Source organism: Bacillus sp. DB-2 (assembly GCF_003315125.1).
Lineage (GTDB): Bacteria > Bacillota > Bacilli > Bacillales > Bacillaceae_G > Bacillus_A > Bacillus_A mycoides.
Window position 1 is genome coordinate 1 of record NZ_QNRN01000032.1, and the last position, 15493, is coordinate 15493.

A 15493-nucleotide genomic window follows, 5' to 3' on the forward strand; every position below is an offset into this window, starting at 1 on the left:
CCAAAAACGACTCAACCATCGAGCTCCGATAGAATATCGAATCTCGATGGCTGCTTAGTCTTTTTAATACTGTCTACTTGACAGGGATAAGACCATTGAAGGACTCTTTTTTATTTGACAGTTTTCCACCCTAAACATTTTCTTGGTCTTTGATTAATAAGAAGTAGTGCTTGATTCAATTGTTGTTGTTGTTGTGAAACAAGGATCAAACCTGTTTTTTTTTGGATAAAATTCACGCAATAGACCATTTGCGTTTTCGTTACTTCCACGTTGTCAGGAAGGATAGGGATTGGCAAAGAACACTGCTATTTTCAGGTTATTTTTCTACTTGTTGATAACACGAAAATTCTTTTCCTCTATCAACATTAGTTATTTTGAACATACAATTTGCGCATGTGATACGGATAAATATAAACCAGATTCTAGAAAAAGGGCTGTCACATAGGACAGCCCTTTTTTCTACTACATAAGGTAGCGTAAATAAATATATATATGAGAAATGATTAATGAAACGATCATAATTGGGAAGCCGACTTTAAGGAATTCCATGTAGCTGAATTTATGTCCTTCACGACTTGCGATTCCGGCTACGATTACGTTAGCAGAAGCCCCGATTAATGTTCCGTTTCCACCTAAGCAAGCACCTAATGCTAATGCCCACCATAGTACGTCGATTTGTGCGTCAGAAGGTGATAAACCTAGCCCAACTGCCATATCGTTAATAAGTGGAATCATTGTTGCAACGAATGGAATGTTATCGATTGTTGCAGAGGCGATACCAGATACCCATAGAATAAGGATAGATGCCTGAGAAATATCTCCGCCTGTTATTCCAATTACTTTTTGAGCTAGCATTTTGATAAGCCCGATATCGATAAGTCCTCCAACGAGTACGAATAGTCCCGCGAAGAAGAAGATTGTTACCCACTCTACACTTGCGAATACCTCTTCAATTTCATGTTCTTTCACACCGATTAGCATAAGTACAGTAGCGCCAGTTAAGGCGATGATAGCTGCATCAATATGGAAAATGGAATGAGTCATGAAGCCTACAATAGTAAGGCCAAGTACTGTTAAAGATTTCTTCATTAATACTGGGTCTTTAATGTATTGTTTTTCATCTAAGCTCATTAACTTTTTAATTTGTACAGGATCAGCAATTAATTGCTTACGGTACATGAAGTAAAGAATTGTTGCTGTAACAGCAATAATGATGATTACGATAGGTGCTAAGTTGAATAAGAAAGCATTGAAATCTAAATGCTTATTTGCAGAACCAATCATAATATTTGGCGGATCACCAATTAATGTTGCTGTTCCTCCGATATTTGAAAAAATAATTTCAGAAAGTAAATATGGGACAGGATTTACTTGCAAGATGCGCGTAATAGATAAAGTAACTGGAACAACAAGAAGTACTGTTGTAACGTTATCTAAAAATGCGGAGCCAAGCGCGGTAAGTAAGGAAAGTGAAATTAAAATTTTAATTGGATTTCCTTGTGCTCCTTTTGCGGCTTTAATGGCAACGTATTGGAAGACACCTGACTTACTTGTAATGTTTACGAGTATCATCATACCGATGAGTAATGTAATTGTTCCCCATTCAATATGTTTCGTAAAGGCATTGTGTAAGTCAACGACCCCTGCAATTACCATGAATGCTGCACCAAGAAGTGCGATGACAGCACGGTTAATTTTTTCAGAAATAATAATGGCATATGTAATTAAAAAGACTGCGATAGCGAAATAATACTGCCAGTTTGCGAGTTCTTGCGTTGTTTCGTGCAAAACTCTCATCTCCTTTCATTCACTTTTCTTAGTGTGTCAAAAAATTAACTAGATGAAACACACATAACGTCATTATAAAGTAGAAAAATGGCGGATGTAAATGAAAGGGTTTATTTTGTCATATTTTCTGCATAGGTCATTTTTTCTTATTTTTAAAAATATTTGTGGGCATCTGACATATATATAAGATACATCCAATCTGAATATTTAAAATCGAATCAGCATTCGAGCTTGTTCGTGTAGGAGTATCAAATAGAAAGGAATGACAAATATGATAAGGAAGGGATCGTATGGATGAACAACGATTTTTGTTTTTAGACTTTGAGTTTACGATGCCCCAGCATAGAAAAAAGCCAAAAGGTTTTTTCCCAGAAATTATTGAGGTCGGACTCGTTTCAGTTGTTGGTTGTAAGGTGGAAGATACGTATTCATCGCATATTAGACCGAAAACATTTCCGTCTTTAACGGATCGATGTAAAAAATTTTTAGGAATTAAACAGGAAGTAGTGGACAAAGGAATTTCTTTTCATGAACTTGTTGAGAAACTTGCAGAATATGAGAAGAGTGGTAAACCGACAATTGTAACGTGGGGAAATATGGATATGAAAGTCTTAAAGCATAACTGTGAAATGGCGGGAGTAGAATTTCCATTCTTTGGACAGTGTCGTGATTTATCGCTTGAGTATAAGAAGTTTTTTGGAGAGAGAAATCAAACAGGGCTGTGGAAAGCAATTGAGGCGTATGGAAAAGCAGGAACAGGAAAGCATCATTGTGCGCTTGATGATGCGATGACGACGTATAATATTTTTAAGTTAGTAGAAAAAGATAAAGAGTATTTAGTCAAACCAGCACCTCCGACATTAGGGGAACTTGTTGATTTTTCGAAAGTGTTAAAGAAAGTGAGTACACAGTAACGACCAAATTGCAAAATATGTAATTTGGTCGTTTTGTTTTTTAAAGTTTGTAATCTTGCTTCAATTGCTGAAGTGTTTCTAGACTACGCCCCGCAAAAGGTGAATCATCTTCAGAAAATGAATTCATTTGAGTTTCTAATGCTAATTTTAGTGACTCTGTATAATCCGGAATTTCCCCTTCATATTTCTTCACCATTTGCTCTGGAATGTTCGTCTGTTCACGAAAAGCTAAAGCACGTCTTTCATGGAAAAATGGTACGTCAGCTTGTTTTACGTTATGTAAGTCACCTTGCACGGGATGTTTTAAAACAGCTAACACTTTTACGACGTAACTGCCAGGACGGCTATTTGTAATTTCGCCGATGTATTTTCCAGTTTTATAAATACCAGTAACGATTTCACCAATTTCAAATGTTTCTCTCATATTTTTCACCTCAAGTTTATAGTAAGGAAAGTATAAGAAGGAGTCAAAGAAATTAGTTGATTTTTGAATGTCCTTGAGAATATGACAGGCTTCAATTATAATTTAAGGTGATAAAACAGAAAATTCTGATGTTTATTCTTACTATAAATTCCCCGATAAGGAGTGTTTCATATGATGCCTTTATATTTTCCTGAAGATAAAACGGAGTATATTATTCCAGGTATTGTTTGCGTTCTATTTATCATCGGTGCGGTTGCTACGTGGCGTATGTTTATTCTTGTATCAAAACGAGAAGCAGAGCGATTACAGAAAGTAGAAGAAAAGCTTTTAGCTGAAAAGAAACGGTAATTCATTTTTGTATGTTTCCCTCTATGCTCGGACAATCTAAGGGCAGAAAGCATTTTGGAGGGAATTGAATGAAAAGACGGCTTTTTTTCAGTTGTTGTTTATTATTTCTAATGGCGGGTTGTGACCAAGGGAAGCCGAAAGAAATTGATGTGAAATTACATAATGCTTCAGGTGATGAAGTTGGGACTGCAAAAGTAGTTCAGCAAACAAGTGGAGTGAAAATTAAGATTAAAGCGGAAGGCTTTACACCAGGACCACACGGGATACATGTGCATGAAATCGGAGAATGTAAAGCGCCACGTTTCGAATCATCTGGGAATCATTTTAATCCGGATAATAAAAAGCACGGACTCCTCAATCCGAAGGGCGCAGAAAATGGTGATTTACCGAACGTAATTGCAGACGGTTCGGGAAAGATTAAAGCAGAAATCGATGCTCCGCATATAACGCTTGAAGAAGGAAAAACGACGATTCATAGAAAAGATGGAGCGTCTATTATTATTACAGAAAACGCTGATGATGGTATGACGCAACCAACGGGTAAATCTGGTGGCCGAATTGCTTGCGGTGTTATCGTAAAAAAAGTGTCGGATATGAAGAAAAAATAGAAGCTACCTTGAATGGTAGATTTTGTTGTAAAACCGCATGATAGTAAGTGGAATTATATCGATTTATCGAAAAAAAGGAGGCTATCCCAAAATCATTTTGGGATAGCCTCCTTTTTTGTTATGAGAATGTATGGTGTAGTCTGTTTAAAATTTCTTCTAAAACAGATCTAGGACAGCCAATGTTAATTCGGATATAGGCTTCCCCGCCCATTCCGTATTTCTCACCAGGCTCAACGATGATTTTACCTTTCTCTTCAAGCAATGCTGTTCGTTCATCTTGAGAAAGATCCAAGTGGGAACAATCAATCCACAGTAAAAAACTGCCTTCTGGTTTAATTACAGAAAGAGCTGGTATGTGATTTTGAATATACTTACAAGCAAATTGAGCGTTATCTTCAACGTACAATCGAATTTCATTTAGCCAATCATTACATTCTGTATAGGCACTTTGCATTGCTGTATAAGCAAATGTATTTAATCCGTGGAATCCTTGTCTATATTGGATAGACATAAACGCATTACGGAGATTTTCATTCGGAATAATAATGATCGATGCTTGTAATCCAGCGATATTAAATGTTTTGCTCGGAGCCATACAAGTAATAGTGCGTGCTGCTAATTCTTCAGATAAAGAAGCAAACGGTGTATGAGTATGGCCTCTATAAATAATATCGGCATGAATTTCATCCGCGACAACGGTTACATTATATTGCGTACATAACGTACCGAGTTTTGTTAGCTCCTCTTTCGTCCAAACGCGCCCGATAGGATTGTGAGGGCTGCAAAGAAGCATTAGTTTTACACCTTGTTTAAATTGAGTTTCTAGATGCTCGAAGTCTATCTTATATATGCCATTTTGTTTAAACAAGGGACTCTCACATAATTGTCTATTATTTGTTTTGACCATTTCAAAAAATGGTGGATAAATAGGAGGTTGTACGAGTACGGCTTCTCCTTCTTTCGTTATAGCTTGTATGCTCGTACTAAGAGCTGGGACGATACCTGCGCTAAATACAATCCATTCTTTTTGTATTTCCCAATTGTATTGGCTTTTCGTCCAATTACAAATGATATTCCCAATATTTTCAGGAGGAAGTGTATAGCCGAAAATAGGATGTTCTGTGCGTTTTTGTAATGCAGTTTGAATTGGTTTTGGTACTTCAAAATCCATATCGGCAATCCAAGCGTGGATGAGCTCTTCATTTTTATATGTATCCCATTTTGTACTATGCGTTCCGCGACGATTTACCGTTTTATGAAATAGTTGCATATGTTTGCTCCTTTCTTCTGTCAAACTGTTAAGTTATGAAAATTCTCACTCTTCTTATAGAATAGCTGATGTGATACGATAAAGAAAAGCATTAAAAAGTGAAAAGGCGGGAAGCAGATGGGTGCATATGACAAAATGATTGAGGTTGTGAAAAATTGGGATCCGTTTCAAATGGGACCGGAGTTTTATGAAACAGAAGCGAGCGATGTTGTAAACGTCGTAAGTGTGTTTGATGATCCGAAATACATCGCAAAGAAGATTCAACATATATACTTTATGTCTTTTGAAGAAGTACCTGCACTTGAAAAATGCGAAAAATTAGCAGTAGAGTTACTCGTACTAAAAGAAGGCGGAAGTTGTTCATTATAGGCTGTCGGAATTTACGACAGCCTTTTTGTTTATTTTCATTTGTGCGGATGGATTAAAGCTTCACTTTATCCCGCTATTTGCGGGCAGTAAGACTCCAGCCTCAAAATTCGGTTGAAGCAAAGAAGATAGGCGAGAAATCAAACTGCCCGTAAAAACCCCCACGGATTAAATTCTCACTTTATTGCGCCGCAAACGTAATAATTTCTTCATAAACATGATCGGGCTTTTCTTCAGGTAGTAAGTGCCCTGTATTTTCGTAAGAAATGAAAGTTGAATTAGGTAGGTCCTTATGGAGACGGTGTCCTACATGTACAGGGACGACGCGATCTTTTTCACCCCAAATGAGTAATACTGGGGTTTCGATTTTTTGTAATTCAGTTGAAGATAAGTCACCTTCACGGTCTCTTATCATTCGAGTTAAAGCAGGGAATATACGATCATCATAAAAAGGAGCAGCGTAGCCTTCCATCATTTCATTGTCAATTAATGAATGGTCATGAACGACATTCATTAAGTTATGGACGATGCCCCTTCGAATAATCCAGTTCTTCACGTATAAGTGGAAGAACGGTAAATAAGAGGAGTACAGTAAAGGTAAGTTTGCGCGTGCTAAATAACTAGAGCTACATAGTAAAATCGTCTTTGAAATTAATTCAGGGCGTAAACGGTTTACAAAGAGTGAAATTTGTCCGCCCATAGAATGGCCAACTAATACAATATTCGCGAGAGATAAATGTTCGATTAAATCGATAATAATAGCCGCTAAATTGTGATAAGAATATTTAAAGAGATGAGATTTATCACTTTTTCCGAATGGTGGTAAATCAAGGGCAATTACTGTACCTTCCTTTGTTAGTAAAGGAATGAGTCGTCGATAGCTAAATGAGGAAGAGAGGAAGCCGTGAACGAGTACGAAAGTAGGTCGTTCTTTTTTAGTATTATGTTCATACAATTCGTAATGAATAGTAGTCCCGCGAGTGGAAAAAGTGAAGTAAGGGCATTTGCATTCATGGTTCATTTTTTGTCACTCCATTGATTTTTGTTCATATCATCTCCCCGCAAGAAACAAAATATGTTAACAAAAAAAGGCAAGATGACATCGTCATCTTGCCTTTCGTTTATTCATTATTATCTGCGAACAATATTAGGCGGTGTTTCTCCTTGTAACCCTGCAACTAAATTTTCAGCAGCTGTCATTGCCATTTGCTGCCTAGTTTTTAATGTTGCAGACCCAATGTGCGGTAAAGTCACAACATTTTGTAATGATAAGAGCGGATTATCTTTTTGAATCGGCTCTTGTGTAAAAGTATCGATGCCCGCTGCGAAGATTTTCTTTTCTGTTAATGCATGGATTAACGCTTCTTCATCTACTGTTTTTCCGCGAGAAGCATTAATGAAGATTGCAGTTTCTTGCATTAATGAAAATTCCTTTTCTCCAATAAGATGATATGTTTCATCTGTTAGTGGAGTAAGAAGGACAATAAAGTCAGATTGTTTTAGTAGCGTCTGTAAATCACAATATGTAGCATCGAATTTTTGCTCTGCTTCTTCTTTACGGCGACGGTTATAATAAAGAACATTCATATCAAATCCGAATTTCGCTCGTTTTGCGACAGCTTCACCAATGCGTCCCATTCCGATAATACCGATTGTACTATGGTGTACATCTAGTCCGAAGTGTTCTTTTCCAATTTCAGCGTTCCATTCACCATTTTTCACGTAGGAGTCGAGTTCACAAACACGGCGACCGGCAGATAACATAAGAGCGAAAACAAGGTCGGCTACTGTATCATCTAGTACGTATGGTGTATTCGTTCCGATGACATTTCGCTTTTCCATCGCTTGTAAATCAAAATTATCGTAACCGACAGAAATGTTGCTTACTACTTTTAAGTTAGGAGCCGCTTCTAATAATTCTTCATTAATAGCAGATCCAAAATTTAATAAACCATCTTTATCTTGTATTTTCTCTAATAGAACATCACGAGGTACCTTCTCATCTTGATCCCATTTTTCGAAATCACAGTGTTCTGATAAATAGTTTTCTACAAATGTTGGAACTGGTTCGGCAATATATACTTTTGGTTTCACGGTTCCATCCCCTTTCGCTTTATCACGCATTTTTCCGCTGATTAAAGGTTCACTTTACCCCGCATTAACGAGCAGTAAGACTCCCACCTAAAAAGACGGTTGAGGCAAAGAAGTGAGGTGGGAGATCAACTGCTCGTAAAAGCCCGATTGGTTCAACTAATAATCCATGGGGTGAACCTTTCCATGGATTAAAGTTTCACTTTATTTTGACATAATTCTCTAAAAAAATCTTCTTTTCAAACTGGAAAGGGTATTTGTATAATTTAGACACAACAGAAAAGGAAGGATGATTTATATGGTGACAGAGAAAGAATTGGAATTATTAGCTTGTCTTGAAAAGAATAGTCGTTTATCTGTAGATACATTAGCGAAGTTGTTAAATATAGAAGTAGAAGAAGCGAAAAAAATGGTTACGAAATTAGAAAGTGAAAAGATTATCGTGGACTATGTAACACATATCGATTGGACAAAAGTGAAAGAACATACTGGTTTAACGGCGATGATTGATGTGAAAGTTACACCGAAGCGTGGTGTCGGTTTTGATGCAGTAGCTGAACAAATTTATCGTTATTCAGAAGTAAAATCTGCGTATTTAATGTCAGGGACATACGATCTTTCTATTACATTAGAAGGAAAGACGATGGGAGAAGTAGCGATGTTTGTTTCTGAGAAATTAGCAACAATTGAATCTGTCGTTTCTACAACAACGCATTTCATTTTGAAGAAGTATAAACATGAGGGAATTATTTACGAAAAAAACGATGATGATAAGCGCATTGTGGTGACACCATGAAGCAATTTGAACTATCTAGAACGGCAGAATCTTTACAACCATCTGGTATTCGAAAGTTTTTCGATTTAGCAGCAAATATGAAAGGTGTTATTTCTCTTGGAGTAGGAGAGCCGGACTTTGTTACACCTTGGAATGTAAGGCAAGCATGTATTCGTTCTTTAGAACAAGGATATACGTCATATACAGCAAATGCAGGATTATTGGAGCTCCGTCAAGAAATAGCAAAGTATCTAGAAAAACAATTTGCAGTATCTTATGATCCAAACGATGAAATCATCGTTACAGTTGGAGCGAGTCAGGCGTTAGATGTAGCGATGCGTGCCATTATAAATCCTGATGATGAAGTACTCATTATTGAACCAAGTTTCGTTTCTTATGCACCGCTTGTGATATTAGCTGGAGGAGTTCCGGTTCCTGTGGCAACGACTTTAGAAAACGAGTTTAAAGTACAACCAGAACAAATTGAAGCAGCTATTACAGCGAAAACAAAGGCAATTTTGCTTTGTTCACCAAATAATCCAACAGGTGCAATGTTAAACAAACCCGAGCTTGAAGAAATAGCAGTGATTGTTGAGAAGTACAATTTAATCGTATTATCTGATGAAATCTATGCAGAGCTCGTATACGACGAAGCATATACGAGTTTCGCGAGTATTAAAAATATGCGTGCCCATACGATTTTAATTTCAGGATTTTCAAAAGGATTTGCGATGACAGGATGGCGTCTTGGGATGATTGCAGCCCCTGTTCAATTTTCAGAATTAATGCTCAAAATCCACCAGTATTCAATGATGTGTGCACCAACGATGTCTCAATTTGCAGCGCTTGAAGCATTACGCGGAGGAAATGATGAAGTAATTCGAATGAGAGATAGCTATAAAAAACGTCGTAACTTTATGACGACATCTTTCAATGAAATGGGCTTAACATGTCATGTGCCAGGCGGGGCATTTTATGTTTTCCCTTCTATAGCTTCAACCGGACTATCTTCAGCAGAATTTGCAGAACAATTATTATTAGAAGAAAAAGTGGCTGTTGTTCCTGGAAATGTGTTTGGCGGGAGTGGTGAAGGATTTATTCGTTGTTCATATGCAACATCGCTTGAGCAACTTATGGAAGCAATGAAGAGAATGGAACGGTTCATAGAGAATAAAAAAAGGACAAAACACAATACGTTTTGTCCATAAAAGGGGGGGAATACTAGAAAGCCATGTGTTAGTATTCTATCCTAATATTGGAGAATTATACGTATTACAGGAAATTTTTTCGTGAATTTTGAATGAGTTCTATCAAAGTGGTATAATTTACTAATATAAGGTGGGAGCATCCTCGGTGTTTTACTTAGGATACTTACTCACTAATCGGATATTTAACAATAACTACATCTGCTTTGCTATTTACAATTGTAGAGAAAATGGTAAACGTATGGGAGTGTTTCACATGTCAGAACAATATACAACGGGAGTGGTTGTAACAGGGAAAGTAACTGGAATTCAAGATTACGGTGCATTTGTAGCTTTGGATGCAGAAACACAAGGACTTGTGCATATATCTGAAATCACAAATGGGTATGTAAAAGACATTCATGACTTTTTAAAGGTCGGAGATACAGTAGAAGTAAAAGTACTTTCAATTGATGAAGAACACAGAAAAATGAGTTTATCGTTAAAAGCGGCGAAAAGAAAGCAAGGACGAATTCTTATACCGAATCCATCAGAGAACGGATTTAATACACTGCGAGAAAAGCTAGCGGAATGGATTGAAGAGTCGGAGGTAATAAAGTAAAAGAGGAACGCATATGAGCGTTCCTCTTTTACTGTGACTTATGATATATATATTTGCAAATATGATTGCATGCAATCATATTCGTATGTCGGAGGCGAAAAAGACATACTGACTATTGAATTTCATGTGTTTCTGGGTGAGTACCAAGATTCTCGGATGGTTTAAATAGTAAGCCGAGATTGATAAGCCCAGAAATACCAACGATGCCGTAAATAATACGTGCAAGAGCTGATTTCTGTCCCCCGAAAATAGCCGCTACTAAGTCAAACTGGAAGAACCCGATCAGTCCCCAGTTAACAGCGCCGATTACAGTGAAGACTAATGCGATACGTTGCAAGGTACTCATGAAAAGTCCCCCCCTTAATGTGAAGCGTGAGCAAGCAAGGAGTTAATAAGAAAATTTAACTCCTTTATAGAATGGTATAGTTTTGTTGTTTTTATACATGAAAAATGTACGAAAAACGATGTATATACATCTATACCGAAAAATCCGAATTTTTATGCAAAAAATGAACTTTTTCTAAAAAATAAATAATGGTTACGTTTACAATTGCTGAATCGCTTGATTTACAACTTTAGTTTCGCTAAAGTGAATACAGAAATACATATACATAATTGGAGGGAAAAAGATGAGTACACATGTAACGTTCGACTATTCTAAAGCGTTATCCTTCATCGGTGAAAATGAACTAACTTATTTACGTGATGCAGTAAAAGTAACACATCATGCAATCCACGAAAAAACTGGAGCTGGGAACGATTTCCTTGGGTGGGTAGAGCTTCCGCTTCAATATGATAAAGAAGAATTCGCTCGCATTCAAAAATGCGCAGAAAAAATTAAAAATGACTCTGATATTTTACTTGTTGTAGGTATTGGTGGTTCTTACCTAGGAGCACGCGCAGCAATTGAAATGTTAAACCATTCTTTCTATAACACGCTTTCTAAAGAACAACGTAAAACTCCACAAGTGCTATTTGTTGGACAAAACATTAGCTCCACTTACATGAAAGATTTAATGGACGTACTAGAAGGTAAAGACTTTTCTATTAACGTTATTTCCAAATCAGGTACAACAACAGAGCCTGCAATCGCATTCCGTATTTTCCGTAAATTATTAGAAGAAAAGTATGGAAAAGAAGAAGCACGCAAACGTATTTATGCGACTACAGATAAAGCGCGCGGTGCTTTAAAAACATTATCTGATAATGAAGGCTACGAAACGTTCGTTATTCCAGATGATGTTGGCGGTCGTTTCTCTGTATTAACACCAGTAGGTTTATTGCCAATCGCTGTAAGTGGCCTAAACATTGAAGAGATGATGAAAGGTGCAGCTGCTGGCCATAATGATTTCGCGAAATCAGAACTTGAAGAAAACCCAGCTTACCAATACGCAGTAGTTCGTAATGCTCTATATAATAAAGGGAAAACAATTGAAATGCTTGTTAACTATGAGCCAGCACTTCACTACTTCTCTGAGTGGTGGAAACAGTTATTTGGTGAAAGTGAAGGAAAAGATCAAAAAGGTATTTTCCCATCTTCAGCAAACTTCTCAACTGACTTACACTCATTAGGTCAATACATTCAAGAAGGTCGTCGTGACCTATTCGAAACAGTTCTTAAAGTAGGTAAATCTACACACGAACTAAAAATCGAATTAGACGACAACGATTTAGATGGATTAAACTACCTTGCTGGTGAAACGATAGACTTCGTAAACACAAAAGCATACGAAGGTACATTACTTGCACATAGCGATGGCGGAGTACCAAACTTAATCGTAAACATCCCTGAATTAAATGAGTACACATTCGGTTACCTTGTATACTTCTTCGAAAAAGCATGTGCGATGAGCGGCTACCTATTAGGCGTAAATCCATTTGACCAACCAGGAGTAGAAGCATACAAGAAAAACATGTTTGCTTTACTTGGTAAACCAGGATTTGAAGAATTAAAAGCAGAATTAGAAGAGCGTTTAAAATAATGAAAAGCGATCGGGTCTCCGGTCGCTTTTTATTATTTTATTGAAAGGTACATCGGTATATTCAAACTAGAATGGGTATGCTAAAGGAAAAGTCTAGGAGGGATGGGCTTGATTCCGATTCAATCAAAATTAGAAGGATGTACATATGCGTTATATAAGTTAGAAGAGGTTATGAAACCACTTGGATATAGTATTGGCGGTAATTGGGATTATGATAAAGGATGCTTTGATTATAAAATCGACGAAGAAGAAGGGTATCAATTTTTACGCGTACCATTTACAGCGGTGGATGGGGAACTAGATGTGCCTGGTGTAATAGTCCGTCTTGAAACACCGTATATTCTTTCGCACGTATATCAAGACGAACTAGATGATAATGTTAATGCTTTAACAGCTGGAACGAGTGGATTGGATCAATTTGCGGAGCCGCAAGATCCAGATGGAGATGTGAAAAGAAAGTATGTCAATATTGGTAAAGTATTGGTACAAGAACTAGAAAATCATTTTTTTAATGGTGAATAACGATGAGTATGTCGCTTTCGATGAGAATGAAAGAATGAACTGGATTGATCATATATTGTTCGTCGCGCTTTACACCTAGTAAGAGAATGTTTTGCTTTAAAAGAGTATAGCTACAATTTGCAAAGGATTGTCCGGTGCAGGACGGGGGAATCTCCATCAGTTGTAATTTGTTATCAGAGATTTCATCGTAAAGTGAGAATAGTACACCTGAAATGGAAGGGAATAAAAGAGAAGCGGTAAATACATAGCTCGTTAATTTATTTCCTTCTATAATTTCTGATACGCCAGCTCTCGTTGCATTTTGGATTTGTTCAGAAGTAAGAAGTTCAGCGATGCAGTGAATGTTTGGATTAAGTCCTTTTGCAGTTAAAATATTTAAAATGGACTGTGTATCTGCTAAGCTTTCGTTCTTCTCTTTATCCGCTGTTATTAATATAGTGTGAGCTGTTGTAATGTTAGCTTTTAATAAAGTTTGATCATGATGCGGACAACCTTTTATAAATTCTAAATGATGAAATGGCTTTGGAAGTAAAGAAAGTGTTTCATCAATTAAAACGATATCAAGGTTCGGTTGTAATATGTGCATTTGTTTTACAACATGTTTTGCACGCTCATTCCAGCCAACGATAATCATATGACCATTAGAGGTAGCAGCTGCTTCACCCTTAATTCTCATATATTGTTTATTAATCATGTCGGTAGCGAATAGAACCATATAATAAGAACAAAATCCCGTTCCTAATAAAATAATACATATACCAATAAGTTTTCCTATCGTTGTATGGGGGGCGAAATCGCCGTATCCAACGGTGAAAATGGTAACGATTGACCACCAAACCCCGTCGAACCATGTGGTGAAGTGAGATGGCTCTAATATATGTATAAGAAAGCCGGAGAAGGTAGTAAGTACAATAATAAAACAAATTAAACGAAAAATAATGGAATCACGAAATGTATCTACTAAATTCGGACGGGATTTCAAGTTCCTATTCCTCCTTACTTTTCAGGACTACATTCATTGTTACCATTATAGAAAAAAGAAAAACTCTCTAATTAAAAAGAGAGTTTTTCTTTAACTACTCAGTCACTCTATGAAAAAACGCCAGAAAAGCATTTTTAAAAATGACCGAGAGGGACTGGTTATGTATAGGATCGGTCAGTGTCTTTTCCTGCCATGCGCGAAGTTTTAAAACAAAGAAAGGTAGAGGACCATTTTATCTCCATGGCAGTAATCTATATGCTGAAAAATGAAAATAACTTTCTATAGGTAATAAGGTACGTATTCTCGCGGGAGTAATACTCCTTATCTAACTTCTAAATGAAAGGTATGGCTGGGTAGTAACGTTTTTCTTTATGTTACATACTCTCCACTTCGGTTTGTTGAACACTTTCAAGATGCTGAAGAGCATAATAAACATCAGCGGTATGTCTTTTTTGATCGATAGACAATTTCAAATGTAAATAGTGCGAACCATTTTCCAATGTCTTGAGCTTCATGTTCTTAACTTTTATATCCATTTCTTTTATTTCTTCAATTACGGTCGGGATATTGTCCATATTTCGTACAACGAGTTTCACTGCGATATCACGTTGGCGAAATGATCTAGGACCGACGTATTTCATCGCTAATGGTATAAGTTCTACACTAATCATAAGGAAACACATTCCGAAAATAGCCTCGATATAGAAACCAGCTCCAACGGCAATGCCGATGCCAGAAGCACCCCAAATCATAGCGGCGGTCGTTAATCCCGCAATACTATCGTTTCCTCTGCGTAAAATTACACCGGCACCTAAAAAACCAATTCCTGATACAATTTGAGCGGCAAGTCGAAGTGGATCCATATTCATATGATCGGTATGTGGTAAGTTGTAAGCTGCTTTAATAGAAACAATGGTTAGGAGGCAACTAATAATAGAAATAACTAAACAAGTTTTTAAGCCGAGTGGTTTACGTTTTAATTCGCGCTCTAAACCGATAGCGAATCCTAAAATAGCCGAGAGACCTAGTTTTATTAATAAGTCGGTGTAGTCCATGTATATTCCTCCTTGTATGATATAGTATATGAATAAAACGTTTATCCCGCTATTTGCGGGCAGTAAGCCCCGCCTCAAAATTCGCCGAATGCGAGAAAGTTAGGTGGGAGACGACTGCCCGTAAATGCCCGATTGGTGAAGGTTAATAATCAGTGTGGGGGATGAACACCCCCCACACTGATTAAAGTTTCACTTTATATAGAAAGAAACGTTTTGTGACAGAGGGACTTTCTATAGAATATATGTAGGAATTACTTAGAAATGAAAGAGATGTTTCGTTTAAGTATATGATATTAAAAAAGAAATGTAGTTGGTTTCAAAAAAGTTTTCAAAAGGTGTTGCATTTCATTTTTCTACATGATATATTAATAACCGTCGCTGATGCGGAAACGCAGAAAACGACAAAAAAGAAATTGAAAAACTTAGTTGACATCGAAAAATGAAGATGTTAACATAAGGAAGTCGCAAATGAGCGACTAAGTAGTTCTTTGAAAACTGAACGAAACAAACAACGTGAACGTCAATTTTTATTTTTAGATGCTAGACAAACTAACTTTATTGG

Annotated in this window: 17 protein-coding genes and 1 pseudogene; 9 read left to right on the forward strand and 9 right to left on the reverse strand. The window is 36.9% G+C overall.

Translation table 11 applies throughout. From position 1 onward, the window contains the following. Positions 1-110: 110 nt before the first annotated feature. Positions 111-376, reverse strand: a pseudogene (locus DET63_RS30885) (IS30 family transposase); the annotation flags it as partial. Positions 377-462: 86 nt separating this feature from the next. Further along, complete coding sequence (locus tag DET63_RS29665) at positions 463-1788, reverse strand: ArsB/NhaD family transporter (protein WP_016093479.1); 1326 nt, start codon at positions 1786-1788, stop codon at positions 463-465. Between the two features lie 290 nt (positions 1789-2078). Between DET63_RS29665 and kapD the strand changes: the two genes are divergently transcribed. Next, positions 2079-2702 (forward strand): 3'-5' exonuclease KapD, encoded by a 624-nt coding sequence (kapD, locus tag DET63_RS29670; protein ID WP_002034559.1) that lies wholly within the window; start codon positions 2079-2081, stop codon positions 2700-2702. Positions 2703-2742: 40 nt separating this feature from the next. On the opposite strand, the gene kapB is transcribed toward kapD, so the two are convergent. Then, the gene (kapB, locus tag DET63_RS29675) at positions 2743-3126 is read right to left on the reverse strand and encodes a kinase-associated lipoprotein KapB (RefSeq protein WP_001209324.1); all 384 of its coding nucleotides are present in this window, start codon (positions 3124-3126) and stop codon (positions 2743-2745) included. Positions 3127-3297: 171 nt separating this feature from the next. Between kapB and DET63_RS30415 the strand changes: the two genes are divergently transcribed. Then, positions 3298-3474, forward strand: coding sequence for a hypothetical protein (locus DET63_RS30415; RefSeq protein ID WP_181777966.1), 177 nt, complete (start codon positions 3298-3300; stop codon positions 3472-3474). Positions 3475-3542: 68 nt separating this feature from the next. Next, positions 3543-4082 carry a superoxide dismutase [Cu-Zn] gene (gene sodC, locus DET63_RS29680; RefSeq protein WP_113938631.1) on the forward strand — a complete coding sequence of 180 codons (540 nt, stop codon included), beginning with the start codon at positions 3543-3545 and terminating at the stop codon, positions 4080-4082. A 118-nt stretch (positions 4083-4200) separates the two neighbouring features. On the opposite strand, the gene DET63_RS29685 is transcribed toward sodC, so the two are convergent. After that, positions 4201-5352: a MalY/PatB family protein gene (locus DET63_RS29685; protein WP_113938632.1), complete on the reverse strand. Its 1152-nt coding sequence runs from the start codon at positions 5350-5352 to the stop codon at positions 4201-4203. Between the two features lie 117 nt (positions 5353-5469). Here DET63_RS29685 and DET63_RS29690 point away from each other — a divergent pair, with 117 nt between their 5' ends. Further along, the gene (locus DET63_RS29690; RefSeq protein ID WP_002015854.1) at positions 5470-5721 is read left to right on the forward strand and encodes a YugE family protein; all 252 of its coding nucleotides are present in this window, start codon (positions 5470-5472) and stop codon (positions 5719-5721) included. Positions 5722-5899: 178 nt separating this feature from the next. On the opposite strand, the gene DET63_RS29695 is transcribed toward DET63_RS29690, so the two are convergent. Together DET63_RS29695 and DET63_RS29700 are read right to left on the reverse strand one after the other, a co-directional pair. Then, on the reverse strand, positions 5900-6739 hold the full coding sequence (locus tag DET63_RS29695; RefSeq protein WP_113938633.1) for an alpha/beta fold hydrolase: 840 nt from the start codon (positions 6737-6739) through the stop codon (positions 5900-5902). Positions 6740-6849: 110 nt separating this feature from the next. Further along, on the reverse strand, positions 6850-7842 hold the full coding sequence (locus DET63_RS29700; RefSeq protein ID WP_113938634.1) for a 2-hydroxyacid dehydrogenase: 993 nt from the start codon (positions 7840-7842) through the stop codon (positions 6850-6852). A gap of 265 nt (positions 7843-8107) precedes the next feature. Between DET63_RS29700 and DET63_RS29705 the strand changes: the two genes are divergently transcribed. From DET63_RS29705 to yugI, 3 genes are all read left to right on the forward strand, one after another. Then, complete coding sequence (locus DET63_RS29705) at positions 8108-8605, forward strand: Lrp/AsnC family transcriptional regulator (protein WP_113938635.1); 498 nt, start codon at positions 8108-8110, stop codon at positions 8603-8605. Then, positions 8602-9792, forward strand: coding sequence for an aminotransferase (locus tag DET63_RS29710; protein ID WP_113938636.1), 1191 nt, complete (start codon positions 8602-8604; stop codon positions 9790-9792). The genes DET63_RS29705 and DET63_RS29710 overlap by 4 nt, the downstream gene beginning before the upstream one ends. Positions 9793-10045: 253 nt before the next feature. Beyond that, positions 10046-10390, forward strand: a complete 345-nt coding sequence (gene yugI, locus DET63_RS29715; RefSeq protein WP_002015848.1) for a S1 domain-containing post-transcriptional regulator GSP13 — start codon at positions 10046-10048, stop codon at positions 10388-10390. Positions 10391-10502: 112 nt separating this feature from the next. Here the strand turns inward: yugI and DET63_RS29720 are convergent, their stop codons facing one another. Beyond that, positions 10503-10736: a DUF378 domain-containing protein gene (locus DET63_RS29720; RefSeq protein WP_002089278.1), complete on the reverse strand. Its 234-nt coding sequence runs from the start codon at positions 10734-10736 to the stop codon at positions 10503-10505. Positions 10737-11019: 283 nt separating this feature from the next. Between DET63_RS29720 and DET63_RS29730 the strand changes: the two genes are divergently transcribed. Together DET63_RS29730 and DET63_RS29735 are read left to right on the forward strand one after the other, a co-directional pair. After that, positions 11020-12372 (forward strand): glucose-6-phosphate isomerase, encoded by a 1353-nt coding sequence (locus DET63_RS29730; protein ID WP_002015845.1) that lies wholly within the window; start codon positions 11020-11022, stop codon positions 12370-12372. A 108-nt stretch (positions 12373-12480) separates the two neighbouring features. Next, on the forward strand, positions 12481-12894 hold the full coding sequence (locus DET63_RS29735) for a YugN-like family protein (protein WP_002131278.1): 414 nt from the start codon (positions 12481-12483) through the stop codon (positions 12892-12894). On the opposite strand, the gene DET63_RS29740 is transcribed toward DET63_RS29735, so the two are convergent. Together DET63_RS29740 and DET63_RS29745 are read right to left on the reverse strand one after the other, a co-directional pair. After that, entirely contained in the window at positions 12881-13876 is a 996-nt protein-coding gene (locus tag DET63_RS29740; RefSeq protein ID WP_002167466.1) for a potassium channel family protein, read from the reverse strand. The two genes, DET63_RS29735 and DET63_RS29740, sit on opposite strands and share 14 nt — an antisense overlap. A 374-nt stretch (positions 13877-14250) precedes the next feature. Continuing rightward, a complete protein-coding gene (locus DET63_RS29745) occupies positions 14251-14931 on the reverse strand; it encodes an MgtC/SapB family protein (RefSeq protein WP_002067957.1) in 681 nt (226 codons plus the stop codon). Between the last annotated feature and the right edge of the window lie 562 nt (positions 14932-15493).

Excerpts from the sequence above, each read along its gene's own strand:
- kapD (WP_002034559.1), top strand. The coding sequence starts at position 2,079 with ATGGATGAACAACGATTTTTGTTTTTAGACTTTGAGTTTACGATGCCC.
- kapB (WP_001209324.1), bottom strand. The coding sequence starts at position 3,126 with ATGAGAGAAACATTTGAAATTGGTGAAATCGTTACTGGTATTTATAAA.
- DET63_RS30415 (WP_181777966.1), top strand. The coding sequence starts at position 3,298 with ATGATGCCTTTATATTTTCCTGAAGATAAAACGGAGTATATTATTCCA.
- sodC (WP_113938631.1), top strand. The coding sequence starts at position 3,543 with ATGAAAAGACGGCTTTTTTTCAGTTGTTGTTTATTATTTCTAATGGCG.
- DET63_RS29685 (WP_113938632.1), bottom strand. The coding sequence starts at position 5,352 with ATGCAACTATTTCATAAAACGGTAAATCGTCGCGGAACGCATAGTACA.
- DET63_RS29690 (WP_002015854.1), top strand. The coding sequence starts at position 5,470 with ATGGGTGCATATGACAAAATGATTGAGGTTGTGAAAAATTGGGATCCG.
- DET63_RS29695 (WP_113938633.1), bottom strand. The coding sequence starts at position 6,739 with ATGAACCATGAATGCAAATGCCCTTACTTCACTTTTTCCACTCGCGGG.
- DET63_RS29700 (WP_113938634.1), bottom strand. The coding sequence starts at position 7,842 with ATGCGTGATAAAGCGAAAGGGGATGGAACCGTGAAACCAAAAGTATAT.
- DET63_RS29705 (WP_113938635.1), top strand. The coding sequence starts at position 8,108 with ATGGTGACAGAGAAAGAATTGGAATTATTAGCTTGTCTTGAAAAGAAT.
- DET63_RS29710 (WP_113938636.1), top strand. The coding sequence starts at position 8,602 with ATGAAGCAATTTGAACTATCTAGAACGGCAGAATCTTTACAACCATCT.
- yugI (WP_002015848.1), top strand. The coding sequence starts at position 10,046 with ATGTCAGAACAATATACAACGGGAGTGGTTGTAACAGGGAAAGTAACT.
- DET63_RS29720 (WP_002089278.1), bottom strand. The coding sequence starts at position 10,736 with ATGAGTACCTTGCAACGTATCGCATTAGTCTTCACTGTAATCGGCGCT.
- DET63_RS29730 (WP_002015845.1), top strand. The coding sequence starts at position 11,020 with ATGAGTACACATGTAACGTTCGACTATTCTAAAGCGTTATCCTTCATC.
- DET63_RS29745 (WP_002067957.1), bottom strand. The coding sequence starts at position 14,931 with ATGGACTACACCGACTTATTAATAAAACTAGGTCTCTCGGCTATTTTA.